The organism is Paenibacillus aquistagni, from assembly GCF_900177815.1.
Taxonomy (GTDB): domain Bacteria; phylum Bacillota; class Bacilli; order Paenibacillales; family Paenibacillaceae; genus Paenibacillus_B; species Paenibacillus_B aquistagni.
In genome coordinates this window covers 147442-173432 of the sequence record NZ_FXAZ01000005.1, presented here as the reverse complement: position 1 = coordinate 173432, position 25991 = coordinate 147442, and the positions used below count along the sequence as shown (strand labels likewise).

Annotated in this window: 26 protein-coding genes; 18 read left to right on the top strand and 8 right to left on the bottom strand. The window is 47.5% G+C overall.

Annotation, left to right across the window (positions count from 1 at the left end; all coding sequences use genetic code 11):
- The first annotated feature begins 70 nt into the window (after positions 1-70).
- The 6 genes from B9Y93_RS17365 (at position 71) to B9Y93_RS17335 (ending at position 3694) form a co-directional block, all read left to right on the top strand.
- Entirely contained in the window at positions 71-505 is a 435-nt protein-coding gene (locus tag B9Y93_RS17365) for a phage holin family protein (RefSeq protein ID WP_085496410.1), read from the top strand.
- Positions 506-666: 161 nt separating this feature from the next.
- Positions 667-1044, top strand: a complete 378-nt coding sequence (locus B9Y93_RS17360; RefSeq protein WP_085496408.1) for a cupredoxin domain-containing protein — start codon at positions 667-669, stop codon at positions 1042-1044.
- A gap of 166 nt (positions 1045-1210) precedes the next feature.
- Positions 1211-1636, top strand: coding sequence for a DUF86 domain-containing protein (locus B9Y93_RS17355; RefSeq protein WP_085496406.1), 426 nt, complete (start codon positions 1211-1213; stop codon positions 1634-1636).
- Positions 1637-1730: 94 nt separating this feature from the next.
- Entirely contained in the window at positions 1731-2402 is a 672-nt protein-coding gene (locus tag B9Y93_RS17350; RefSeq protein ID WP_085496404.1) for a helix-turn-helix transcriptional regulator, read from the top strand.
- A 355-nt stretch (positions 2403-2757) separates the two neighbouring features.
- Positions 2758-3204: a hypothetical protein gene (locus B9Y93_RS17340; protein ID WP_088549549.1), complete on the top strand. Its 447-nt coding sequence runs from the start codon at positions 2758-2760 to the stop codon at positions 3202-3204.
- A gap of 64 nt (positions 3205-3268) precedes the next feature.
- Positions 3269-3694: a YtxH domain-containing protein gene (locus B9Y93_RS17335; protein WP_085496398.1), complete on the top strand. Its 426-nt coding sequence runs from the start codon at positions 3269-3271 to the stop codon at positions 3692-3694.
- 80 nt (positions 3695-3774) lie between these two features.
- Here the strand turns inward: B9Y93_RS17335 and B9Y93_RS17330 are convergent, their stop codons facing one another.
- A complete protein-coding gene (locus B9Y93_RS17330) occupies positions 3775-4092 on the bottom strand; it encodes a hypothetical protein (protein WP_085496396.1) in 318 nt (105 codons plus the stop codon).
- 385 nt (positions 4093-4477) lie between these two features.
- Between B9Y93_RS17330 and racE the strand changes: the two genes are divergently transcribed.
- Positions 4478-5287, top strand: coding sequence for a glutamate racemase (gene racE / locus B9Y93_RS17325; protein ID WP_085496394.1), 810 nt, complete (start codon positions 4478-4480; stop codon positions 5285-5287).
- A gap of 248 nt (positions 5288-5535) precedes the next feature.
- Here the strand turns inward: racE and B9Y93_RS17320 are convergent, their stop codons facing one another.
- The gene (locus tag B9Y93_RS17320; protein ID WP_085496392.1) at positions 5536-6099 is read right to left on the bottom strand and encodes a GNAT family N-acetyltransferase; all 564 of its coding nucleotides are present in this window, start codon (positions 6097-6099) and stop codon (positions 5536-5538) included.
- 257 nt (positions 6100-6356) lie between these two features.
- Here B9Y93_RS17320 and B9Y93_RS17315 point away from each other — a divergent pair, with 257 nt between their 5' ends.
- The 5 genes from B9Y93_RS17315 to hisC all read left to right on the top strand — a co-directional run bounded on the left by B9Y93_RS17315 (position 6357) and on the right by hisC (position 9978).
- Entirely contained in the window at positions 6357-7568 is a 1212-nt protein-coding gene (locus B9Y93_RS17315) for a M14 family zinc carboxypeptidase (protein WP_085496390.1), read from the top strand.
- Between the two features lie 215 nt (positions 7569-7783).
- A complete protein-coding gene (locus B9Y93_RS17310; protein ID WP_085496389.1) occupies positions 7784-8056 on the top strand; it encodes a hypothetical protein in 273 nt (90 codons plus the stop codon).
- Positions 8057-8172: 116 nt separating this feature from the next.
- Positions 8173-8394: a YuzB family protein gene (locus tag B9Y93_RS17305; RefSeq protein ID WP_085496388.1), complete on the top strand. Its 222-nt coding sequence runs from the start codon at positions 8173-8175 to the stop codon at positions 8392-8394.
- 126 nt (positions 8395-8520) lie between these two features.
- A complete protein-coding gene (locus tag B9Y93_RS17300) occupies positions 8521-8787 on the top strand; it encodes a hypothetical protein (protein WP_085496386.1) in 267 nt (88 codons plus the stop codon).
- 138 nt (positions 8788-8925) lie between these two features.
- A complete protein-coding gene (gene hisC, locus B9Y93_RS17295) occupies positions 8926-9978 on the top strand; it encodes a histidinol-phosphate transaminase (RefSeq protein ID WP_085496384.1) in 1053 nt (350 codons plus the stop codon).
- A 76-nt stretch (positions 9979-10054) separates the two neighbouring features.
- Here hisC and B9Y93_RS17290 read toward each other — a convergent pair whose 3' ends face one another.
- Together B9Y93_RS17290 and B9Y93_RS17285 are read right to left on the bottom strand one after the other, a co-directional pair.
- A complete protein-coding gene (locus B9Y93_RS17290) occupies positions 10055-12031 on the bottom strand; it encodes an LTA synthase family protein (protein WP_085496381.1) in 1977 nt (658 codons plus the stop codon).
- A gap of 87 nt (positions 12032-12118) precedes the next feature.
- Positions 12119-13276, bottom strand: coding sequence for a THUMP domain-containing class I SAM-dependent RNA methyltransferase (locus tag B9Y93_RS17285; RefSeq protein WP_085496379.1), 1158 nt, complete (start codon positions 13274-13276; stop codon positions 12119-12121).
- A gap of 86 nt (positions 13277-13362) precedes the next feature.
- Between B9Y93_RS17285 and B9Y93_RS17280 the strand changes: the two genes are divergently transcribed.
- From B9Y93_RS17280 to B9Y93_RS17270, 3 genes are all read left to right on the top strand, one after another.
- Positions 13363-13998 (top strand): O-methyltransferase, encoded by a 636-nt coding sequence (locus tag B9Y93_RS17280; RefSeq protein WP_085496377.1) that lies wholly within the window; start codon positions 13363-13365, stop codon positions 13996-13998.
- 178 nt (positions 13999-14176) lie between these two features.
- Positions 14177-15520 carry a sodium-dependent transporter gene (locus B9Y93_RS17275; protein ID WP_085496375.1) on the top strand — a complete coding sequence of 448 codons (1344 nt, stop codon included), beginning with the start codon at positions 14177-14179 and terminating at the stop codon, positions 15518-15520.
- 43 nt (positions 15521-15563) lie between these two features.
- Entirely contained in the window at positions 15564-16910 is a 1347-nt protein-coding gene (locus B9Y93_RS17270) for a sodium-dependent transporter (RefSeq protein WP_085496374.1), read from the top strand.
- Positions 16911-17172: 262 nt separating this feature from the next.
- On the opposite strand, the gene B9Y93_RS17265 is transcribed toward B9Y93_RS17270, so the two are convergent.
- The 4 genes from B9Y93_RS17265 to B9Y93_RS17250 all read right to left on the bottom strand — a co-directional run bounded on the left by B9Y93_RS17265 (position 17173) and on the right by B9Y93_RS17250 (position 22094).
- A complete protein-coding gene (locus B9Y93_RS17265; protein WP_085496836.1) occupies positions 17173-18387 on the bottom strand; it encodes an MFS transporter in 1215 nt (404 codons plus the stop codon).
- Positions 18388-18452: 65 nt separating this feature from the next.
- A complete protein-coding gene (locus tag B9Y93_RS17260; RefSeq protein ID WP_085496371.1) occupies positions 18453-19535 on the bottom strand; it encodes a Ger(x)C family spore germination protein in 1083 nt (360 codons plus the stop codon).
- A gap of 3 nt (positions 19536-19538) precedes the next feature.
- The gene (locus B9Y93_RS17255) at positions 19539-20678 is read right to left on the bottom strand and encodes a GerAB/ArcD/ProY family transporter (RefSeq protein WP_085496369.1); all 1140 of its coding nucleotides are present in this window, start codon (positions 20676-20678) and stop codon (positions 19539-19541) included.
- Between the two features lie 6 nt (positions 20679-20684).
- Positions 20685-22094 (bottom strand): spore germination protein, encoded by a 1410-nt coding sequence (locus B9Y93_RS17250; RefSeq protein ID WP_176228969.1) that lies wholly within the window; start codon positions 22092-22094, stop codon positions 20685-20687.
- Positions 22095-22325: 231 nt separating this feature from the next.
- Here B9Y93_RS17250 and hemE point away from each other — a divergent pair, with 231 nt between their 5' ends.
- Genes hemE through hemG form a run of 3 tightly spaced genes read left to right on the top strand, consistent with a single transcriptional unit; the run spans position 22326 to position 25807 of the window.
- Positions 22326-23387, top strand: a complete 1062-nt coding sequence (gene hemE / locus B9Y93_RS17245) for a uroporphyrinogen decarboxylase (protein WP_085496364.1) — start codon at positions 22326-22328, stop codon at positions 23385-23387.
- Positions 23384-24331, top strand: coding sequence for a ferrochelatase (hemH, locus tag B9Y93_RS17240; protein WP_085496362.1), 948 nt, complete (start codon positions 23384-23386; stop codon positions 24329-24331). Before hemE ends, hemH begins: the two co-directional genes overlap by 4 nt.
- 18 nt (positions 24332-24349) lie before the next feature.
- Positions 24350-25807 carry a protoporphyrinogen oxidase gene (gene hemG, locus B9Y93_RS17235; protein ID WP_085496360.1) on the top strand — a complete coding sequence of 486 codons (1458 nt, stop codon included), beginning with the start codon at positions 24350-24352 and terminating at the stop codon, positions 25805-25807.
- The last annotated feature ends 184 nt before the right edge of the window (positions 25808-25991 follow it).

Here is a 25991-nt window from a genome sequence, read left to right as displayed (position 1 = left end):
TCTTTTTGCCGTGTCAGGATGGACAAGACGGTCATACACTGCAATATCTGGCTAGCATGGAGGTGGAAGCTTGAATCTTCAACTTATTAATACCATCTGTGGAGCATGCGGCATTGTTCTTACTTTTCTATTTGGGGAGTGGAGCCATTTGCTAACGCTGTTTCTTGTGACGATTGCTGTTGATTATGTCTCAGGCATTGCTGCTTCTTTAAAAGAAGGGAAAGGCTTGCACAGCATGGCCGGATTCTGGGGATTAGCAAAAAAGGCGCTCATGCTCTTGGTGATTACGCTTGCGCACCATATGGATGTTGTCTTTGGTACAACATGGATCAAAGACGGAGCCATCAGCTTCTATTTAGCTAATGAGTTGATCAGCATTACGGAGAACTACGGCCGACTCGGTCTGCCGCTGCCTTCGCAGGTCAAGCGAATCATATATATTTTAAAGCAGAAGGAAGATCAGCAGATCGAAGGCAAGATAGACGACAAGGACAAGAAAAACTAAGCTGTACTCGCTCCCATTGTCTGTAAAAATGGTTGTTCAACATTTTGTCACAAATGAAAAAAATGGAACTTAAAAGTAAAACTTTGGGTTGTAGAATCTATCGTTCATTTTATAATAGGGAGTAGTGACGAATGTAATAGACAAAGGGGCGTAGGACAATTATGCAAAAATGGGCAATGGTCGTCTTCTTCGGCATTGCGTGTGTGCTTGCTGCAGGTCTCATGCTGTTCAACATGCCGAAGCCTCCGGTAGAGGAAGCGGCGCCAGAAGGCGTTCAAGTTGTGAAGATGATCGCTTCAAACGACTTTACCTTTGATCAAGCTGAATATAAGGTCAAAGCAGGCGAACCTGTCTTGTTGAAGCTTGAGAACAAGTCTGGTGTTCACGGCGCTGAGATTAAGGAATTGAACATTAACCTGACCAATGAACACAAAGAGCAGCAGATAACGTTTGATAAGCCTGGCGAGTATGTCATTTACTGTTCGATTATGTGCGGAACAGGCCATGACACGATGAAGTCTGTTCTCGTTGTGGAATAAAGGAATCCGGCTTACAGGATGATGAGGAGGCTTTCGATTATGAGAGCCTCTTCTTTCGTGTCTATCTCCTAATTGTGTAAGCGGTTTATCTTTTTAACTCGATGGATATCTTTTCTTGTTTATTTCCGTTATGCTAGAATGATCAGACGCCAAAGGAGGCTTCTCTATGTATTATGTAGATCAACAGCAAATCAATGAACGACTTCAACAGATTCCTTCTCTCATCGAAGGAGTTGAACAAATAGAACAGAAGTGGGACCATAGTGTACTGATGCATCTTGCCCAAGAGAGAGCAATCCAATTGTCGATCGAAATAGTGACAGACGTAGGCAGTCTATTAATCGATGGCTTCATTATGCGAGATGCAAGCAGCTATGAAGATATCATGGATATCATCGCTCAGGAGGGAGTGCTGGACGCTCTGCTTCATAAGAAGCTTGTCGCGCTGGTGCAGCTGCGCAAGCCTATCGTCCAGCAGTATACCGAATGGGAGCGCTCCAATCTGCACCCATGTGTGCTTGAACTGCCGAGCATCCTGCGTTCCTTTGCAGATTCGGTACAGCATTATCTTGTAAAAGAGCTTCAGCTATAGAGGCTTTGCTTTCCATTTTAGGGATGCTTGATTTACAGTAAGGACATTATAAGATACAATGACGGTATTATCTTGACGCTGACAGGTGAGGCCTATGACGAAAGGACAACGAAAGCCTTCTACGCGTGGGATGCTGCTCCATCTTATTAAAACCAATGGCTCCATGTCTGCTGCGCAGCTTGCGGATAGCCTTGGCATGACAGAGATGGGGGTTAGACGGTACCTTACTCAATATGTAGAAGAAGGGGTGCTTGAGACCGAGCAGGTACGGCAGCCGATGGGGCGGCCTTTGCAGATGTATCATCTATCTTCGTTAGGAGATGAGCGCTTTCCGAAGCAGTATCATCAGCTTGTGCTCGATCTGCTGAAGGAAGTAGAGAAGTGGCCCTCTAAGGAGGATAAGGCTTCTAGCGGCAATAGTCAGATCGGACAATTATTCGCTGGCAGACAAGAGACCCTCTTGAACAAGTATATGCCGCATATGGCGGACAAGAGCTTAGACGAGCGAGTTCAAGAGCTTAGCAATATTCAAGATTCCAACGGATATATGGTTGAGACACAACAACAGCAGGATGGCAGTTGGCTGCTTCATGAATATAATTGTCCCATCGCGCAGGTTGCTGATCGATACGAGGCGCCTTGCGCTTGTGAACTGGCGCTGTTCAAGCAATTGCTTCAAGCCGATGTGGAACGCACCGAATGCTTGGCGAAGCAGGGCAGACGCTGTACGTATCGAATTGCGCCCGCTGGCAAAGAAGAAGTCTAGATGTACCCATGCTAACGGACAAATACCCTATGACAAATACCCAATATCGTGATCAAAAGGAGCCGATTCTTCGGCTCCTTTTGATTGTGTTTGGAGCATCCGAAGTATATGGGGAAAACCCAGCAGAGCATATGAACAAAGCTTTTAGGTCCCTGCCGCTTGGCTGCCCGCTTCAGCGTTCAACAATGTCAAAGTTGCTTGAATTAAGGTAGACAGACTTCATGGGGGAACGGCTTAGAGGCTGTCCATAAAAAAAGTACAGCCTCTAGGAGTGTCAAGACAAGCCCAATCTCCTTATACTGACAGTACGACATGGGCATTCGTCCTGATCAATGCATATAGCGAGGTGAATGGGATGCTGGAATGGAGTGCTGCGGTGGCCGCCGGCGCATGGGTCGTCCTCAGCTTGGTTCTCATAGCTGCTGTTATTCGCGCAATGAGACTGATGCGAAAGAGTGAAAAGACGTTGTTCCTGCTTGAACAAGAAATCCTTCTGTTGGTTCAGCAGCTTCAAGACTTTACCCGCCGAAGCGATGAAGCGCTGAAGAAAGCTGAAGATGCAGCAGGCGAGCTTGCTCAATGGAAGGATACTGCTGTACAGGTGCGTGAACTTGCCGAGCAGTGGAATTTGCGTATCTCGAAGTGGTCTAAGCGTACTGAAGATGCGGTCGAATCCGCACATCGAGCCAATGAGCATCGTATTCAAGAGACGCTGCAATGGTTGGAGCTGACCCTTGCGATCTGGAAAGATATTCAGAAGCGTCGCAGCCGCTATGCCGAGTCACCAGAAGACCATACTTAGTCAGCACTACGATCGTCATGATGATGCAAGATCAACTTGAATGTGAGTAGAGGAGGATACGAAGATGGCATCTAAGAATCAGCAGTCATTTCTAATTGGTGCGCTTGTTGGAACGATTGCAGGTGGAATTACCGCACTGTTGCTGGCACCGAAGGCCGGACGAGAGCTTCGGCATGATATTGCAGCAGGCACGAAACAGGCTTCAGAGAAAGCACAGGAAGTTGTAAAGCAAGTGAGCGAGCGTACAGCTGGTCTTGTGGAGACAGCCAAGGAGAAGACATCCGAATGGAGACAGCGTCTGCAAAGCCTGCGTGCAGGTCGAGAAGAAGAGCTTGCACAAGTCTCAAGCCTTCAGCTTGTGGATGTGCAAGAGGATGAAGATACCGTTCTAGAAGGCATCGAGGTCGCAGAAGTGATAGAGGCAGCAGAGAGAGGGGAAGGATCCTGTGAGGATGCTTCCGATGATCGCGACAGCAGCTTCCAGATTTGACGCGTCTTCTGCATATCCACTCTGTCATCGCTTGCTCTTTCCAAGTGTGGAAACAAGCATGACAGAGTTTACATACTGCGCTATTCCGTCAGGCTGGAGTCCATCCTGCTGTTGAACAGCTTAATCCGCCGCTCTGTCTCGGTTGCACCAATCAGGAACTTGGCCCATTGCTGATTCGGCGTGCCGATCAATTGATCCGCTGTACGTGAACGATAGGCTTCTCCGGCAGGAGTAAAGAGCAGCCAGCCGATCCCGATCGTAATGCCAAGGAGCATAAGAGCAGAAGCCAATTGAAGAAAGGAGTGCCATGCGCTTCTTTGTTTCCTGACAGCAGGCTGCTCTTGTTCCTCAGCATGGCTGAATGACTTCGATTTTTGGGCTTGTATATCGTGCTGCACGACCTCAGCGCGCTCCTGCTTGTGTCTCTTCTTTTTTTGATGAGCAAACCTACGCGGAGGGTATAACGTACTTGGCTTATAATCAGAGTGTTTAGTAGAGCGTTTCTGCATAGTGCCATTCCTTTCCAAAGGATATCATCTGAATTGTTTTCAATAAACGTAATACTGACAGATGCCCAAAAAAGTTTCTGGAAGGATGAGGGATTTAGAGCTTAATCGTTTCGGGTCTGCTGCTTGAACCCACCGTAGATATAAGTTAAGATGATCAAGGTACTTTTTTTATTCATGACTCATATCGTATCAAATACGGTAGTATTCGTGGCATAAAAATGGATCATGAATGATCATAGTCAGTCAAACATGAGATGAAGGAAGCGGTGTTTTCGTGCAGCAAGCTATCGCAATGCTTGATTCCGGTGTTGGCGGTCTGACCGTTGTGAAGGAGGTCATGCGCCAGCTCCCTCGGGAGAAGGTCATATACTTTGGAGATACGGCTCGTTCGCCATATGGACCACGTCAGCCAGAAGAAGTCCGTGCCTTTACGAGACAGATCGTCGATTATTTAATTCAATATCAGCCTAAGATGATTGTTATCGCGTGTAATACAGCTACAGCGGTGGCCCTGGAAGATATTCGTTCGCGAGTGCCGATCCCGGTTGTCGGAGTGATTCATCCTGGTGCACGCGCAGCGATAACGGCGACACGTTCTGGGTACATTGGTGTAATCGGAACGATCGGCACCGTGCAGAGCGGCGCCTATGATCAAGCGCTTCGCAGATTATCGCCTCATGTGGAAGTTGTTAGTCACGCTTGTCCGCGCTTTGTTCCACTTGTGGAGAAGGGCTTGTTCCGCTCAGAGCATACGTGGGATGTTGTGCGAGAATCCTTGGAATCGCTGCGGGCAACACCTATCGATACACTGGTGCTTGGATGTACGCATTATCCGTTCCTGACAGAGCCCATCCAAGAAGTGATGGGAGCAGGTGTGGAACTGATCAATTCTGCAGAGGAAACAGCAAGAGAGATCAGTACGATATTGCAGGACAAAAATCAGCTGTCTACGAAAGATGAGATGCCTGTCCATCAATTCTTCTGCAGTGGGGACCCGGTTATCTTCCAGCAAATTGCAAAAGAATGGTTGAATGACCAGCTCCAAGATGTGCCTGTAATCTGGCAAGTCCCGCATATTACGTAACGGCTATTATTTCGATCATCTATATAAAAAAGACGAAAGCCCTCCTGAATCGTTTATCGGTCAGGGGGGCTTTATCATTTCCTGTTTCGCACCATATATAGAATTCACATGGATTGCAGACTGTCATCAATGGCTGTATTGGCGGTACTGACAACCCGTGATACCGACCCATCTCGAAGCTTCGTCAGGTGCTGCTCGTCTTAGAGCATGACCTTTTAAGTATGGTGGAATCCGAGCTTCACTTCTCATCATCCTTGAGATTCCGACGCATCAATGCTGCGTTTGCGAGGAACCGTGTACACCATTCGTATAAGTGAGGAGGTTGCTCCCTTTACCCGATGATGTCGATACGAGCGATCATGCACATAGCCGCAGTTCATATAGACGCGTATTGCTCTCGTATTGGTTACCTTCACATACAGCTCAAGCTGCTTAAGACCTAGCGTTCCGATTCCAAAAGCGGTCAGGGCGCTGACCATTTCTTCTCCGAAGGATAGGCCTTGAGCTTCTGGGCTGCCGATATATACTTTTCCAAGCTCTGCTGTTCGCATCGTAAGATCGATCCGAGATAATGAGGCAGTGCCGATGGCGAGCTCTTGTTCCATCCATACGGCAACAAACATCATATCGCGCTCGTTCAAGCGGTAACGCTCATAGTCGTTTACTGCTCGGTCAATATCAATAGGCTGATAATCATGAAACCAGATGCGGGTGCTAGCATGATTGGGCCAAGTACGAATGACTTCAAGGTCATGCTCGGTCAGCGGACGAAGCAAGAGTCGTGGGCTGAGAATTCGGTAGGAGTGATCCATCGTAGTGTTTGCTCCTTCCTGTCATGTTCGAGACCGTTCTTGAGACGAAGAGGTTCAGTTGTTGATAATATATACGCCGACAAGGAAAGGAGTGACGAATGCTGGACGTTCACCCAATTGAGCTATGCTTTTCAAGTAAAGGGGCATTTTGGAGCGAAGTTCTGAAGCAGGAGCTTCCTAGTGATGAAGGAAATGATCCGTGCATAGGTTAGGTAAAAGGTATGAACGGCGAATGCCTAGCTGGGAGGGCTTATATCATGACGATTCCTTATGTCATCCAAAAAGGAGATACGTATTTGCGCATATGCCTGCGCTATGGGGTTCATCTTCAATCAATACTACAGGCAAACCCTCATATTCGGCCTGATGACTATGCCATGCCTGGTCATCTTATTCATATTCCACAGCGCCCGCCGAATATTTATGTGGTGCAGCAGCAGGATACATTCTATGAGATCGCTTCAAGATTTCGAGTGCCGGCACAGTGGCTTGCCAATGCCAATCCTACCGTGAACCCTAGACAATTAACGCCTGGACAGAGCTTGGTTATTCCTTATTGGACCGATGAGTGCGACGTTCGGCGCGAGGCGGAATATGGTCCAGTACAGCTGATGAATGACATCAATGGGCTGACAGAGCGCTATCCGTTTTTGAGGCAGGAGCAGATTGGCACAAGTGTGCTTGGCAAGCCTATTATGGCCATCGGCATTGGCAATGGGCCCTTTCGCGTGCACGCCAATGGGGCTGTACATGCAAATGAATGGATAACCTCGGCGCTTCTTATGGACTTCTTGGAGGAATATGCCTCGCATTACGAGAGCTGTCGAAGCTGGCGCGGCTGGGACACTCATGCGGCTTATGAGCGTTCAACCCTGTGGCTTGTACCTATGGTGAATCCAGATGGGGTGGAGCTTGCGCAAGAGGGGATTCAGGATAAAGGACCCTATTCGCAGCAACTATCAAGCTGGAATTGGTATGGGACAGATTTTCGCTTATGGAAGGCAAATATTAGAGGCGTTGATCTAAATGACCAATTCCCTGCGCATTGGGAGGAGGAGCGGGATCGAAGAGCAATCTCTCAACCTGCCCCCATGAATTACGGAGGAGAAGCGGCCTTGACAGAGCCTGAGGCTGTTGCGCTGTATGACTTTGTCGATCGGGCACCTTATTTTGACCTTGCGTTGTCCTTTCATTCTCAAGGCCAGGAAATCTATTGGAACTACCGAGATTATGAGCCAGTGGAATCGCTTGACTGGGCCCAGCGGCTGGAGCGGGCAAGCGGATACCGAGCAGTGAAGCTCTCGGGGAGCGACGCGGGCTTCAAGGACTGGTTCATACAAGCTTATCGTCGGCCTGGATTCACTGTAGAGGTGGGATATGGGGTTAACCCGCTGCCGCTTAATCAATTTGAACGAATAAAGGTAGAGGTAAGCGCAATTCTAAAAGAAGCATTGCTCGGTGCTCGGTAAGCAGAAAGGGTGTTAGGTAAGCAGAAAGAATACAGCTGATGAGTGGATCCAATGAAGAGATCCTCCAAATGAGCATTCCTCCTGATGAATAAGGCCAACGTGACAGCCCCTGCTTCAGTAAAACCAGCATTTTTGCGCAAATAAATGGCATTTTGATATTTGCATTTGACCAATAGGACAACATACACTAAGGTGGAAGCAGGGAGGTGCTATGGATGTCGAATAACAGCAGAACGCCAAGAGGGAAGACAAGGACATTTGCACGACTGTGGATGCTCTTTCGTACTGCGCCGCAGCTTATGTTATCTTCCAAGGTCCCTCTGCATCTCAAGGCGATCTTTGGTGCCGCGCTTGTCCTTTACTGGATTCTTCCTGATCTCATGCCATTCATTCCGATTGATGATATGGTGTTCACGATGATCCTTATCCCGTGGTTCACAAGGATTGCGGAAAAGTATGAGCAGCCTACGCTTCCGACCCGTCCATAAGGTGAGGAAACCATGATTTCATGTGATCTGGTGTTGCGAAACGATTGGAGTTAACTTACAATAGGATAGTAAATCAGCGATTTAGACATATTATTGGGATAAGCGGAGTGACAAAGATGAGCAACGATATACGTATATGTGATAAATGCCGTCATATTAAGATGAAGAGCTTCCTGCCTAAGGTGAAGAAGCTGGATCCGAATGCGGAGATTAAGATCGGATGTAAGTCCTATTGCGGCCATTGCAACAAACGTGTGTTTATATATATCAATGGACGATATGTAACGGCACCTACAGAAGATGAAGCGATCGAGAAGGCAAAGCCTTTTGTGAAATAGCAAAGATACAACGAATAAGCGCATATTTCTGTATCGATAAGACATCCTAACAAGAACAAGACGAGCTTAACCAAGTGACAGCAGCTGCTGTCCGCTTGTCGTTAACGCTTTGAGGAGGGTTAGGACATGTCTAGATACGATTCCAGCTTACAATCGCAGAATCCGATCTCGCAGGCACAGAATGCCGTCGAGAAGGCTCATAATGCTGTTTCTCAAGCGATGACACATCCAACAGAGCAATCAATCACGCAGGCCGAGAATTCCCTGCAGCATGCTGATCTTGCTGTTGAGCAGGCTCAGATGAGCCGTAATGAACAAGCTGTGGAGCTTGCTGAGGAGATGCTTGGAGATGAGCATACAAGACTCGGCTCCTTGAAGGATCAACAGCAATAAGCAATTTTTAAGTCAATGAAAGGGCATCCGAGCTTCGGATGTCTTTTTTGCCTTTACTATTTTTTATATTGTACAAATTTCCAATTTTTGCTATGATTTTGGAAACCAAGTTTCGATTTTCGCTCATGGAGGTCGTCTATGTATATTAAACCATCAATTGCTCAGCTTGCACCATATGTTCCAGGGGATCAGCCTCCGAAGTCTAAGTCTCTTATTAAGCTTAATGCAAACGAGAATGCATATCCTCCTTCGCTTGTCGTGGAAGAATTGCTTCGAACTTTTGATTATGCGAACCTCCGGTATTATCCCGATGCCACTAGTCAGAGTCTTAGAAGAGCAATCGCTGACCGGCATTCTTGTCCGCAAGAGCATGTGTTTTGCGGCAACGGCTCGGATGAGATCATCGCTTACCTATTTCAAGTTTGTTTTGAAGAGCAGGACAGCATAGCAACGCCTTATCCCACCTATACACTTTATAAGACGATAGCTGACATTCATCGCATTCATACAGAGTATGTGCCTGCACAAGAAGATTATTCGATTGATGTGGAGGCCCTTGTCAAGACAAATGCGAAGGGAATCTTTATCGCGAACCCCAATGCACAGACAGGCTTGCTGCTTGGGATGGATGCCATTGAGAAGCTGCTGCAGGCGTATCAAGGATTGGTCGTCATAGATGAAGCGTATATTGATTTTGCGCCTGCTCATGCTTCAGCCGCTTCGCTTGTTGACCATTATCCGAATTTGGTTGTGCTTCGAACCTTCTCCAAATCATATTCGCTCTGCGGAATTCGCGTTGGTTACTGTCTTGCGGATCGATCACTCGTAATGGCTTTGGATAAATGCAGAGATTCCTATAATGTGAGTACCCTAAGCCAGGCAATGGCTGAAGCAGCGCTAAAAGATCAAGCCTACTTGCTGTCAACCGTTCAGCGCGTCATCGCAACACGCGAGAGAGTAAGTCAAGCGTTGCAGCTAATGGGCTTTTCAGTACTCCCCTCTGCTGCCAACTTTTTGCTCTGTACGCCGCCACATGACCAAGCCAAGGGGATGTATGAATATTTAATCACACATCAGGTATACGTGCGTTATTTTAACTCCCCTCGATTGTCGGACAAGCTTCGTATCAGCATTGGAACCGATGAGGAAATGGATGTGCTGCTGTCGCTGTTAAGCAAGTATATCTACTAGACTAGAATTCAGATGTAAAAAGCCCTTGTCCTCATCGTGTTGGAGGGACAAGGGCAGGGTCGCCACGCTGCTATATCTATTTAATTTTGATTTGATCCAAGTAATTATAAGTTATGAACCAATCCGAGATTTGAAGCTCGTTGGCCGCTCGTTTTTGGAGCGGGCTGCATGTATTCACGGGCAGCTCTGCTTCCGTTCTGGCATCGTAACATAATCCATGCTCCACGATTCCATCGGGAGATGGCAAGTAAGAAATCTGGCCATCTGTAAAGGAGCCATCGCGAAGCACTACAAGCGGATCATGCTCATTTTGCAGATGGGTTCCCATGTAGTGCATCTTTGTTGGATCGATGCCGAGCCAGTGAAGGATGGTTGGCGCTAGATCCATTTGTCCGCCAACCCGATCGTATTGACCTGCCTCGCCATCATCCGGCAGATGAATGATAAGCGGCACCTGCTGCTTCGTCTCTCTCATCTTCAAGTCGCTGATCGACTGTCCTAGCAAGGCTTCTACAGGTTCCTTATCCGGGATAGAGTTGTCATGGTCGCCATAGAGAATAAAGATCGACTTATCCCATAGCCCCTTTTCCTTCAACTCTTTAATAAAGGATCCAATGGCTTCATCAACATAATGCACAGCGTGCAGATAATCCCCGAAGATGGTGCCTTCATAGGGTTCTACAGACAGCTTATGCAGCTTCTCAGGCATTGCATAAGGATGATGGCTCGTAAGAGTAATCATAAAGCTGTAGAACTGAGCCTCAGCCTCGTTCATCCGCTCAAGAGACTGACGGAAGAAGGATTCATCGCTTAGAGACCAGCCGAGCGGATCATCCATGATGTAGTCCTTCTTGCTCATGAAGTCATCGTAGGCAAATTCATGGTAGACGATATTCCGATTCCAAAATCCTGCCTCATAAGCATGATAGGCGCCTGTCGAGTAATCATGTTCCTTCAAAAGGGCTGGCAGCACATCGTACTCATGCTTCGGGTATCGGGTGAACACGGAACCGGCTGGAAGAGGATGCAGGCTTGTCTGCACGCTAAAATCAGCATCCGATGTTCGTCCTTGACCAGTCTGATGGTAGAAGCGGCTGAAGTAAAGGCTGTCTTTCAGCAGCTTATTCAAGTTCGGCGTAATCTCCTGTCCATTCAGCTTGTTCGAGATCACGATGTTCTCTAGTGCCTCAACTTGTACAATGATGACATTGCTGCCTTTATACTTGCCAAATGTATCTTGGGGTCCACTCAGCTTGTCTTGGTGCTCGTTAAACCAAGCTTTTATCGCTTTTTGCTGCTCCTCATCGAGCTTCTTCCTGTCAAACCAGTGGTCCTCCGCGTATCTCGCGATATCATAACCATGGAACCCATAAATGCCGGTAATGTTATACAGTGAAGCACTCCACCAGTTCCCATCGAAGAGTCCCTTGGCCCAAGTTGTCGTAGCATGTTGAATGGGATAGAAGAGCAGAACTGTACCGATGATTAGGCTGGCAATCCCGGCAGCGGAGCGCTTCAGCAGGCGGCTTCCCCATGATTGCTTATGGAAGTGAAAGCCTGCTGATGAAGCCTGTGATATCGACTTGCGAATGGATTTCATTTGCAGGATGCATAATGGAGTGAGCAGCACCCAATCCAAAAAGAAATAGAGATCCTTTATGCTGAGTAGGGCAGCAATACTGCCGCCAAGCTCACCCACCTGTCCGGTCTGCTGCAAGACAGGGATTGTAATAAAGTCTTGGAAATAACGGAAATAGACGAGATCTGCGTACAAGATAAGGGTCAGAACCACATTCACAATAAGCAGCGCTGAAGGTCTTAATCTAGCAGGCAGCCATAGGGTCCAGCCGCTAACAATCAAGAGGGCGCCGAGATTGACCATGATATCATAGCGATCCGTTGCCATATTGGGAATCGCTAATAGATGATTGAGCCATAGGCATTTCCACAGCATAATAGGTACGAATAAAAGGAAGGACAATCCCCCAAAGGTTAACCACCTGGATGAGGGACGTCTTGACACATCTATCGTCATTCGCTGATAGGGCCGCATATTCCCCCTCCTTTTTGGATATTGCTCGTTAAATGGGTAACGTGTATGAAGAATGAACGTACCCTAAGATACGTTCATCCAGCTCGACTACTCCTCTTCACGCGGCTTGCGAGGCGGGAGCGGTCCAAAATATTGATAGAATTGACATTCGATATTGCCGTTGTACAGCTTGCGACGCTTCGTCGCGGGTACTCCATAATAATGCTCGAACTGGCGGCTCGGGCTGATCGCAAAGTAGGACCAAGTTGGAAGAGTCTTCATCATGAAGCCCATTTGGCGAATCAGCTTCTCGACCTCATCTTTTTCCGATAAGCGCTCTCCATACGGCGGGTTGGTGATGATTACGCCATATTCTCCATCCGGTCTCGCTTTAGCCACAGGCATTGCTTCAAACTTGATTTCGCGTCCGAAGCCAGCGCTTTTTGCAGCCTTTTTTGCCAGTTCAATCACGTCTTTATCGATATCAGAGCCCATAATCTGCAGATCAATATCATCCCTTACAGCGTCAAAGGCCTCTTCTCGTGCTTCTTCCCATGCGGACTCCGGTATAAGAGGCCAAGCCTCTGAAGGGAAGGAGCGGCGAAGTCCAGGAGCGACATTCCAGCCGATCATCGCAGCTTCGATAAGCAATGTGCCCGAGCCGCAGCATGGATCATAAAGCGGACGGCTTGGATTCCAGCGGCTTAAGAGCACTAGCGCTGCAGCCATTGTTTCCTTCAGCGGAGCTTGTCCGATCAAGTCTTTGCGATAGCCGCGCTTATGAAGGCTCGGTCCTGTCGTATCCAGTACGATTGTGGCAATGTCATGGAGCAGCATAACCTCTATGCGGAAGTAAGCCCCTGTTTCCTTAAACCATTCGGTATGGTAGTGCTCTTTTAATTGTTCTACGATCGCTTTTTTTACGATGCCTTGGCAGGCAGGCACGCTTGAGAGCTGGGACTTGTGAGAGCGGCCTTCAACTGGAAACTCGCCATCTGCAGGAATCCATTCATGCCAAGGGACGGCTTTGGCGCCTTGAAACAAGTCCTCGAAGGTGGTCGCTTCGAATTCCGCCATGCGGATCAGGACGCGGTCGGAGGTGCGAAGCCATAAATTTGCTCGACATACATCCAAAGGGCCGCCTTGAAAGAGCACGCGTCCGTTCTGTATTTCTATATTGTCGTAACCAAGATCGCGCAGCTCACGTGCGACGATGGATTCCATTCCCATCGCGGCTGTTGCGATTAAAGTCCAAGGTTGATTCATACTGTGGGTTCACTCCGTTCATATTCGGTTCTGGCTTGTGTTCATACGGGAACCATCATATCATAATTGCAGGAGGTTGTGAAAAGATGACCAATAGTTTAGAGGAACAATATGTTGATGGCTTATACGCTCCTGATCCGGAGCTTGAACGGATTGTACAACGAATCAAGGAACATGGGATGCCGGCTATCTCCGTAGAGGATGGGTATGGACGGCTGCTGACCATGCTCGGTCGAATGAGCCGCGCCGAACGCGCATTAGAGCTAGGAGCGCTTGGCGGCTATTCTGGACTGTGCCTTCTTCGCGGCTTAACGGGTGAGAAGAAGCTTATCTCGTTAGAGTTGAAGGAGGATTACGCGCGAGTAGCAGAGCAGAATCTAATCGAAGCGGGTTACGGCGATCATATTGAATACCGAATAGGTGCCGCCTTAGACAGTCTTGCTGATCTTGTTAGTGAGGGACAACGCTTCGATCTCTTCTTTATTGATGCAGACAAAGAAAATTATACCCGTTATCTGGAATATTGCATTCAATTGGCGAGTTCAGGAGCGATCATTGTCGTCGATAATTTGTTCTTGAGAGGACGCACATTGGATAAAGCGAAGCAGGGGCCGTCTGTTCAAGCGATCCGCAAGTTCAATGCCATGCTGGCACAGGACGAGCGCTTGGAGACAACCATGCTCCCTGCTTATGACGGCTTGGCCATTGCCATTGTACGCTAGTCGTGTCCTGCGGCCATTTATATAGGTAAGGGTGATTTTGAACGATGGCTAATATTTCCCGTATGTTCGGATCAAATGCCATGTGATATGATAGCAAAAAGCCGCACAGGTTCTGATGTAGACCTAGCATAGTTGAGCAGAGGATAATAGTGGAGTGGAGAGGAAAGGGAGTATAGTGATGAGAACATCTGAACAGTGGACGTCAAAAATTGGATTCATTCTTGCGTCAGCAGGAGCCGCGATTGGACTTGGGGCGATATGGAAATTTCCCAATGTGGTAGCAACCAGCGGAGGCGGCGCTTTTTTTGTTGTGTTTCTATTATTTACTTGCGGAATTGGACTGCCGCTGCTGCTTGCTGAATTCGCCATTGGACGAAGCACGGGCAAAGAAGCGGTATCCGCTTACAAAGACTTGGCGCCAAACAGCAAGTGGCACTTGGTTGGCTATCTTGGAATGGCAACCTGTACGCTGCTGCTGTCCTTCTATAGCGTTGTGGGAGGATGGATCGTCTTGTATTTCCTGCGTTCATTATCCGGTCAGCTGATCCACGCAGGGGAAGAGTACAGTGCGATCTTCCAAGCTACAACGTCAGAGCCGCTCTGGTCGGTAGGCTCTCAAGCCTTGTTTATGCTCCTCACCATTCTTGTTGTGGCTAGAGGGGTCAAGGGAGGCATTGAGAAGGCAAGCCGCATCATGATGCCGGGTTTATTTGTATTGTTTGTCATCTTGATCATACGATCTCTAACCCTTCCAGGAATGGAAGCGGGTCTTGAATATTTCTTGAAGCCTGACTTTAGCCGGCTTGACGGCGAAGCGATTCTGTATGCATTGGGACAATCCTTCTTCAGCCTGAGCGTCGGCGGCTCCTGCATGGTGACGTACAGCTCGTACGTGAATCGCAATGAGCCGATTGGCAAACCTGCCTTATCTGTCGTTGGCCTTAATTTGATGACGTCTCTGATGGCGGGACTTGCGATCTTCCCAGCACTGTTTGCTGCTGGAATGAAGCCAGTAGAAGGACCGGGCCTGTTGTTTATTACACTGCCTGCCATGTTTGAGAAGCTGCCTTACGGATCTATTTTCATTGCTGTATTTTTGGCTTTGTTCCTGTTTGCCACACTGACATCCGCCTTTTCCCTGCTTGAGATTGTCGTTGCGGCCTTCTCGAAGGGCGATGCAGCAAGGAGAAAGCGTGCAACATGGACGTGCGGTATTGTTATTTTCTTGCTAGGCGTACCATCGGCGCTGTCCTTTGGGATGCAAGAACTGTCCTTCGGCGGGAAAACCGTCTTTGAATGGGCGGACTTTGCCGTATCCAATGTCATGCTGCCGATTGGGGTTATCTTAATCGCCGTCTTCGTAGGCTATCGCTTCCCTAAGGAGCGATTAAAGCAGGAATGGAACGCAATTGCTCCAAGATGGAAAAAGGGCCTTGTGCTGTATATGTTTTTACTTCGTTATATTCTGCCTGTTATCGTCTTGATCGTTTTCTTGAATGGAATGAACTGGCTTCCATTCTAGCTGGCGTGTATATGAACATCACGAAAGAAGGGGACACCATGTTATGCAGACAAAAGAACAATGGACGTCTAAGCTCGGGTTCATTCTTGCATCAGCAGGATCAGCCATTGGGCTCGGGGCGATTTGGAAATTTCCCAATACGGTAGCAACCAGTGGAGGCGGCGCCTTCTTCCTGATCTTTATTCTTTTTACTCTGCTGATCGGCATGCCGCTCTTGCTGGCAGAATTTTTTATCGGGCGGAGCACAGGCAAGGAAGCGATCTCAGCTTATAAAGATCTGGCGCCAAAGTCAAAATGGCATTATGTCGGCTATCTGGGGATGGCTACCTGCTTCTTGCTCTTGTCCTTCTATAGTGTTGTAGGAGGCTGGATACTCTTATACTTTGCACGCAGCTTGACGGGCTCTTTGCTGCATGCGGGACATGCCTATGGTGATCTATTTAATCAGACCGTTGCCGATCCAACGTTCTCGGTGCTGGCGCAATTCTGCTTTATGCTGATCACGATCCTGGTAGTCGGTATGGGAGTTAAGCGTGGAATTGAGAGATCGAGCCGCATCTTGATGCCAGGCTTGTTCATTCTCTTTGTGATCTTATTGATTCGTTCCTTGACACTGCCTGGAATGATGGAGGGCGTGCGCTACTTTTTGATGCCGAACTTTGACAACATGACGGGCGCTGCTGTGTTGAATGCGCTTGGACAATCGTTCTTCTGCCTGAGTGTTGGGGTATCGGTGATGGTGACATACAGCTCATATCTCAGCAAGAAGGAGTCTTTGACGCGGTCTGCGATCTCTGTTGTATCGCTTAACGTGCTGACTTCCTTAATGGCAGGACTTGCGATCTTTCCTGCTTTGTTCGCTCTTGGCATGAAGCCAACGGAGGGACCTGGACTATTGTTTGTCACCCTGCCAGCTGTCTTTGAGAAGATGATGGGCGGCGGAGTCTTTATCGCTATTTTCTTGGCGTTGTTTTTATTTGCTACCTTTACCTCAGCGTTCTCCATGCTTGAGATATTGGTCGCAGGCTTTTCCAAAAATGATTCCTTGAAGCGCAAGCGATTGAGCTGGGTATTCGGTGGTCTGATCTTCTTGGTAGGAGTACCGTTTGCTTTATCATTTGGTGTGCTGTCGGATGTCACAATCTTCGGTAAATCTTTGTTTGATGCCGCTGATTTTACGGTGACGAACATCTTAATGCCGCTCGGTGTATTCTTAATTGCGATCTTTGTGGGCTATCGCTTTCCGCGCGAACGTTTGCAAGAAGAGATGAAGAGCGAGCCTAAGCTGTGGCGCAAGGGACTTGCCGTATACATCTTTTTATTACGATACATCATTCCTGTAGCCATCATTATCGTATTTTTGAATGTTATGGGACTGCTCCCCGTTTAGAGGCTTTAGATATTCACTAAGCTCGCAATATTACAAAGGGTTGGCGAAGGTGCTTCGCCAGCCCTTTGTGCATTGAAACAGGTAAGTGTCTTATGTTTCCGGAGCAGATGCCAGCTATAACGTTAAAAACAGCCTCCACCAGAGATCGTGCATCTTCAAAGATCTCAGTAGAGGCTGCATATTGACAGGCTGTTTGCTAGGTGACCTTATTTTAATTGATGGATTCCTGCATATCCGTTCCTAAGGAAGAGTGCTCCTGCAGTTAGAGCGGTCTACCCGCTGCTTGCTTCGTTCGATGAAAAGCAAATTGAACCCAGATGACATTGATGATTAAGAAGATGCCCGACATGATGAACAATCCTTCTATTCCTATAAAGCCAGACAGTAGGCCGCCTGTGACGGAACCGATCGTGTTCCCAAGCGCCATCGTGCTGCTGTTGAAGCTGTAGGCACGGCTCTCCATGCCGTCAGGTATGAACTTGCGGATCAAGGCATTGACAGAAGGGAGCAAGCCCCCCATGAATAATCCAAGCAAGAACCTTACTGCAATCAGCTGCCACACTTCCGTTACGAACGCTTGTGGAATGAGTGCGCAGGCAGCTCCAATCAACGATAGCCTCAATATCCGACTGGACCCAATCCGATCGCTCAATTTGCCAAGCAGAGGAGAAGCAATCATATTGGACAGCCCCGCGACAGCACTTACCAACCCGGCAAGGAAGGCCAGGTTCGCTGTTGTGCCGTGCAGCTTCTGAACATACAGCGGGAGTAGAGACATCGGAGCTATCATGGCAAACTGAAGCAGAAATGTCACGGCATACAAGGACATAATCTGCGGGATGCGGCTTAACTGCTTGAAGCCCTGAATAACAGACACTTCCGGAGCTTTCATCGCTTCTTCCTTGTCGAAGGACTCCTTAACGAAGAGCAGCGCCAGCATCGAGCCCATGAATAGCAGCGTACCTGTAATGTAGAAAATGGGACGATACCCGACCCAGTCTGCCAGCATGCCTCCAATGAGCGGGCCCAAGATATTGCCTGCGACCCCGCCAGACTGAAGCACTCCCATCGCAAACCCAATCTTCTTCTTCGGCGTCGTTGCGGATACAAGGGCAACCGCCGCAGGGTTAAAGCCGGAGATCGTACCATTCAATAGCCGTAAAATCAAGAGGTGCACAGGACTTGTTGCAAATCCCATAAGAACAATTACAATGGCCATTCCAAAGCCAGACCGCAACAGCATAACCTTGCGGCCGTATTTATCCGCGTATTTGCCCCAAATAGGCTGGAAAATAAAAGATGTAACAAAGTTCGCAGCAAAGATCAAACCGGCCCATACGCCAATTTCGTGTTGGTTGGTTAAGCCAATATCATGCTGCAGGTAAAGAGCGAGGAAAGGGACAACCATGGTCATTCCTGCCATAACCAGAAAGTTACCGAACCACAGCACGGTTAGGTTCAACTTCCATTGCTGCATTGCCATTCACCGCTTTCTCTGGTCACCGTCCGTCCATTAACAGCTAACTCCTATGATACCACATTTTAGATTTCATTTTCTAACGTGTACTGGACAATGCAGCGAATATCGGCTTTTTTAAACATCTCTCGCCATGTGTCTTCATCCCATTCTTCGAAGCTCATCCTATTGCGGACAATATGACCAATACCGATAGGATCAGTCCCTGAAGCCTGAACTTTTCTCATAAATTGATTCAGGCCATGTTCTACTGAACGCTCGATCATGTCTGATGTTAATTCCCTAGAATGATCGGTAATATCATTGATGGGTGAGACAAGAGGACCAATGATCGAGAAATAGATTTCAATTTTTGGAATGGGCTTTACTTGAAGAATCCGAATTTCTTTTTTTGACGTAGCATTGTTAACGGCAAAGGGCTGATTGGTCGGCAAAAACGCCTTGGAAATATTCAAGTTGACGTTCATTTTTTTATTTCTGAGCATCAATAGGTATTGAAGTTCCTGCTCATCTATCATGCTGATCGGCTTGTCTTTTTTAAAAAGAAGTGCTCCTTCTATGCCAACACTGCCTTCCTCGATATGAGTTTGTAATAAGATGGGGTCAACGCCTGGTTCCAATTCATTGCGGACAAAGTTAAACAGCGTATTCGTTCCTGTTTTGTATTGGTTCTGCATTTTTCTAAGGAGATTGGAAAGATGGTAATCGGTTAGATCTTCTTTTAGCTTCAAATAATCGCTTGCTTTTCCATTATGGATCATAATTCGGCTCGTAAGCGGGAATTTAGGGTTGTAGAGCAGGGTTTGAATGATCTTGTTGACCCCTACTGATTCTGCAAGCTCCCGACTAATGATAATATTTCGAAGCTGTCCGATTACAAGCGAATATCTGGTTTTTAATTGAAAATGATCCAATGCCTTTGGCAGATTCTCTGCTTCAATACTCAGCGAGAGGGCATTTTGCGTGCTTCCTTTCTCAGGATCAGGAAACATGATGCCCATGCGGTAGATATCTGCTGTGTTCGTCTTATCTACCGTAATGGTCTGGATAAAGCCATTCTGGTTAATGATTTGCTTCGCTAGGCAGGAGGTTAACATGATCGGTATTATGATGATGATCAAAAAAGTCATCATTCGGCGAGCATACATCGTTTACGGCACCTCCTTTGCCATTTCTTCATTTGGGTCCTTGCTTGTAGATGAGTTGGCGGATAGGTCACTGCTATGAGAGACCTTTTGCTTATATGGAAGAACTAGCAGCAGCAAGATACAGATGACAACAATACAAGTTTCAACAAAACCTACCCAGAACGATACGGCTTGCCATGTTCGGGACGAGATGTTTAAGGCCATTATAATAATAAACACAGCGCCGATAAGCACATAATTGGTTCTTGAATGCTTTCTTCTTACGAGCTTAAGCATGCCTTCGTTTGCTGCCCAAATGTATAACGCACTCGACATGATCGCAGAGAAGATAAAGAAAAAGAACAGAAAGTCGGTAATGTACTCGACCGTTGGAAATCTAGAAGCTCCATACAAGCGCAGCGTAATGAATCGAATCTTTGGAATTTGCAGGATCGACACCAGTCCCTGCGATAAAATAATGTACATGGTGAAATACACGCACAACATGAGATACGAATAGGTAACGGCTCGAAATGCTTTTGTAGTCTTGCTGATAAAGGGACTCATCACCATAAGCATTTCAAAGCCCAGGAATGAATAAGTGATTGCTAAGGCGCCTTTCCAGTTGAATTGTCCTCCCCTGAAGAAAAACGGGGTTAATCTTGTTAGCGAAAAATCATTGAACAGCAGAATCTCAATGAAAATGATCCAAAAAGAAATGAGAAACAAGATAATAGATGTCTTGGTCATCGTATACAGTCCATGGCTTGCCACAATAAGTACGGCGATAATGAGAAAAATAGCAACACGTGAAATTCTCACAGAAGAGTCGACCGTAAATTGAAACATCGAGATATATTCATTTATTATGGTAAGACCCACAGCTAAAAAATTGAGTATGAGCAGACATGAAAAAAGCTTGGCAATAAAAGGCGGGAAATGGAGATGCACCACTTCAAAAATGGACTGTTGATGATGCTTCTCCATCCCTTTGATCAGTAGAGCCATGCCTCCCAGCGTCACCAGTACATAAGCGGGAATAAGAATCCAGCTGTTCGTTCCATATATTCTTGTCACTAAGGAGGGAAGCGTGAAAAAGGTTACCCCTCGGATAACAAGAAACATTAATGTTGTAAGACCGAAGCTCTTCAGATGGGGATTCAAACCATGTCACCTCTTGGATTTAGACGGTAGTTTGTTCCACAAGTAAGCGCTCATTCGAGGCTGCTTGCGATAGGATAGAAATGTGAATCTTGGAAATCGGCTAAGCATGATATATTCCTTCGATAATGTCTTGATATGGCATAGGTGAGTAACGAACAAGGTCACGAATAAGAAAATGCCAAAGTAACCTAAGTATCCAGCTAAGATAACATTCAAGAAGCGAAATAGCCGCATGGAGGTCTCCATCGTATAGTTCGGTACGATAAAGGAGGACAAGGCGCTGGCTGCTACTGCGACAATCAATACATCGCTTACTAATCCGGCTTGCACGATCGCTTGTCCAATGACAAGGCCTCCAACGATACCAATGGTTTGTGCGATCTTAGATGGCAATCTTGCCCCAGCCTCGCGCAGCAGCTCTACAACCCCCTCGATCATTAAGGCCTCGATCATCGGACTGAAAGGGACGCGATATCTGGCCTGGATCATGGTCTGAAGCAGCGGGGATGGAATGAATTGATAATGATAGGTCGTTATGGCTACATAGAATGCGCTCAGCATTAGCGAGAGAATGAACACAAAGATCCGGAGAATTCGTATGAATACGCTAAAGTGCCATCTCTCGTAAGCATCTCCGCTGACGGCAAAAAAGTCGAAAAAATGGGCGGGCGCAGCAATGACAGTAGGACTATTGCTTGTGACGATCACTACTTTGCCTTGTTTGAGCTGATCTGCCACCACGTCAGGCCGCTCGGTTCCGAGCCACTGCGGAAATACCGAGAAGGGAGCATCATCAAGACGCTTTGCTAGCACATTGCCATCCAAAGCTTGATTGACTTGTATCCTCTCAATGCGCTTAATGGCCTCATCGACAATTTCTTGTTCAGCGGTATCTTGGATATACAACATAAAGATGTCAATCGGATACTCGCTGCCTATATTGTGCTTGATCACTTTTAGATGGCTCGATTGAATGCGCCGACGAATCAGGGAAAGGTTGGTTGCCCAGTCCTCTGTAAATGCATCATGTGGACCTGTGATGACGGATTCACGGTCTGACGGCATAATAACGCGTGAAGTACTGTGTCCTACTGCTATCGTATACAGGCGTCCGTTGTACACCCCGCCGACTTCACCCCGCAGCACCTTTTCAACAAATTGACCTAAGATGTGCTCCTGATTATGTCCTGTAATTGGATTCCAGACTTGAATAAGACGTTCAAGGCCGTCCTGTCGATCCGCGTCCTCGAAGAACGAAGTAACAAAGCTTTGAAACAGATTATAGTCAAGTAAATGGCGAAAAAAGAAAATTGTCATCTGATTGCCGAGCTTCTCAACCGTAATGTCTTGACATTGGGAAAAGCGCTTATGCACTTCATTCTCCCAATCAATCTCCATCCCATAGTAGTTCGTCATGCTGCTATCCTCCTGAATCGCCATGATTATCTGTTAATATGTGCAGATTCATTTGATTTATGAATGAATAAATGTACGGAAAGTGTCACAAAATAGTTTGGTTTGTCAATAGATTGTCATAGTCTAGGAACAGTCTTGGTTGAGATGAAAGGTGAAAACAAGGATAATAAAAGTTAAAAGCATTCCTAACAAATAGTTAATACAAAATTACCGTTAAGGCGGGATGAATGGATGAGTAAGCAAGATCTATTTCTACGTGCTTGCCGCAAAGAGAAGGTAGAGCGCATTCCGGTCTGGTATATGCGTCAAGCCGGAAGATATGACCCAGACTATCGTAAGATTAAGGAGAAGTATTCGCTGCTTGAGATCTGCCAGCAGCCAGAGCTTGCAGCTGAAGTAACCATGATGCCGGTGAAGAAGCTTGGCGTCGACGCTGCCATTCTATACTCCGACATTATGAATCCTGTGGCTTCTATTGGAGTGGACTTCGATATTGTTGCGCAGGTGGGCCCAGTCATCCATGATCCTATTCGTACACGAGCCCAGATTGAACAATTGAAGCCGGTTGATCCACAAGGTGATCTTGGCCATATTTTAGAGACGATTCGAATTCTGGATCGTGAACTTGATGTTCCGCTTATTACTTTTGCAGGAGCGCCGTTTACAATCGCAAGTTATCTGATTGAGGGGCGTCCTTCCAAGTCCTATATTCGAACGAAGACCATGATGTACGAAGAGCCGGAGATGTGGTTCTTGCTCATGGACAAGCTTGGGGATATGGTGACCCAGTATCTTCGTGCCCAGATTCAGAATGGAGGCAAGGCCTTTCAACTGTTTGACAGCTGGGTGGGCTCTTTGTCGCCGCGTGATTTCCGCACCTATGTATTGCCTACGATTGAGCGCATCTTCACTTCATTGAGCGATCTAGATGTTCCTAAGATATATTTCCCGGGGGTAAGTTCAGGAGAACTGCTGCCTTCTCTTAGAGAGCTTCAGGTTGATGTGATTGGTCTTGACTGGCGTGTGTCGATCGAGGAAGGCAGAAGAAGAGTGGGGGAGCGATTTGCCGTTCAAGGCAATCTTGACCCTTATGTATTGACAGGACCGATGTCTATTATTGAACGTGAAGCGAAGCACATTCTTGATTTGGGAATGCAGCAGCACGGGTATATCTTTAATCTAGGACACGGCTTATTCCCGGAGGCTTCTCTAGACAAGCTGAAACAACTTACTGAATTTGTGCATGCCTATTCAGAGCAGGCGCTTGCTCAAGACAAGGAGGCAAAAGGATGACACAACGCAAGATCGGGGTATTGGTAATGTCTTATGGAACTCCTGAGAGCATGGAGGGAATCGAGGCGTACTATACCCATATTCGACGCGGGCATCCACCTACCAGCGAGCAGCTTGAAGAGTTAAGCTCTCGTTACGAGGCGATTGTTGGCGGCGTATTTCCACTGCGAGAAAATACAAACAAACAGGTTGAAGCTCTTCAGAGAACACTTGATGAGCGAGCAAGGGATACGGATACAGCGTATGTATGCTATCAGGGCTTGAAGCACGCCGCTCCTTTTATTGAAGATGGCATTCAAGCAATGGCACACGATGGGATCAAAGAAGCGATTGGCATCGTACTGGCACCCCATTATTCTGTAATGAGTGTAGGTGGATACCTTAAGCGGGCAGAGGAGGAAGCGAATAAACATGACATCGCGTTCTCTGGCATCAACAGCTATCATCTTCACCCTGCTCTGATTGAAGCTTTGTCCGTTAGAGTGCGAGAGCAGCTTGATGCCTTTGTAGGGGAAGGAGCTCCTCGCGAAGAGGTGCGTGTCCTCTTTAGTGCGCACAGCTTGCCAACCCGAATTCTGGAGATGAATGATCCATATCCTGAGCAGCTATTGGATACGTCTCGTGCAATCGTGAAGGAGTGTGCGCTGCATGATGCTCAGTGGCAGTTCACCTGGCAGAGCGCAGGTCAGACAGGAACGCCTTGGCTTGGTCCAGATATTCTAGATACGCTTGAGAAGCTGCAGGAAGAGGGTACGCGCTACGCCTTGTCCGTTCCGATCGGATTTGTCTCGGATCATTTGGAAGTGCTGTATGATCTCGATATTGAAGCGTCAGGAAAGGCTCAAGAGCTTGGCATCTCATACAAACGCACGCGATCTTTGAATCAGGATCCTTTATATATGAAAGCGTTGGCAGATTCAATTGTCGGTGCGGTGAAGGATTAAAAAATAGAAAGAAGGCGCATGAATGTGAGTGAACAGCAGGATATTGTCATTGTCGGCGGAGGGCTGACAGGCTTATCAGCCGCCTACTACGCATGGTCCAAGGCAGCAGCCAGCGGGAAGATGCCTCGAATTGCGATTGTTGAGCAGAGCGGGCGCTTGGGCGGTAAGATTGATACACTCCATCGGGATGGCTGTGTCATTGAGCGTGGACCGGATTCCTTCCTGGCAAGAAAGCTGCCGATGGTTGAGCTTGCACAAGCATTAGGGATGGAAGACGACCTTGTCGCGACCAATCCCAAGGCTAAGAAGACCTATATTCTTTGCCATGGCAAGCTGCATCCCATGCCTAAAGGGCTGGTGCTGGGTATTCCAACAGACACCCAAGCCTTTCTCAAGACAGGCCTGATCTCGCCGAAGGGCAAGCTCAAGGCGATGCGTGATCTTGTCATCGAGCCTAACATGAGTACAGAGGACGAATCGCTTGGTCACTTTTTGAATCGCAGATTGGGGCAGGAGGTCACAGAAAATATTTCTGAACCTTTGCTGGCCGGCATCTATGCAGGAGACATGAGCAAGCTGAGTCTCAAAGCGACCTTTCCTCAATTCGCAGAGGTTGAACGTGAATATGGAAGCTTGATTAAGGGGATGCAGGCAACGCGCAGGAAGGGCCAATCTGTTCCAGGACTGCCTGATGTGGCCAAGGGAACGATGTTCCTAACGTTCAAGGACGGCTTGGGTTCACTTGTCAGCAAGCTGGAGGAAGTGCTGCAGCCTCATGTAACTATTGTTACGGGTGCTTCAGTCACCAATATCAAGCAATTGGTTGAAGGCGGTTATGAACTGGATTTGTCAAATGATCATCAGATCCAAGCAGAACAGGTGATTGTCACAACGCCATCATTTGCTGCATCGCCGCTTCTTAAGCCGTATGTGAATGTTGAAGCGCTGGATCAGATCCATTATGTATCTGTAGCGAATGTCGTAAGTGCCTTCGATCGCTCGAAGCTTACTGGGGCATGGGATGACGGCACAGGCTTTGTGATTGCAAGACATGAAGGCCGTGCGATAACCGCAATGACCTGGACCTCGACAAAATGGACACATACGAGTCCTGAGGATACGGTACTAATCCGCTGTTATGTTGGACGAGCGGGTGATGAAGAGCGAGTGGATTGGCCGGATGAAGCCCTGAAGCATACCGTATTGAATGAGCTTGCTGAACTGATGCACATTCAGGTGGAGCCGCGCTTTATGGAAGTGACGAGACTCAAGCATTCGATGCCTCAATATCCAGTTGGTCATGTGGAAGCGATAGCATCGTTAAGAGCCGCGCTTAAGCGTGAGCTTCCAGGTGTAGCCATCGCGGGCGGATCATATGATGGCGTTGGTCTTCCTGATTGTATCCGCAGTGGGCAATTGGCAGGTGAGGCAGCTGTAGAGGCTTGGATCTCGAAGCAGCAGACAGCTGCTATTTAATTAGAGCTGCCTATACCAAACAGAACTACCTAATACACAAACAACCACTATAAAAGTTGAACAAAACGATTGTCCGCATAAGAACAATCGGGTGAAATGTTCTCCATAATACGTTTAGCTTATACCGCTTGTTGTTTATCTACGGTGGGTGTTATAGAGGGAAGAGAAGCAGAGGGCAGACTAA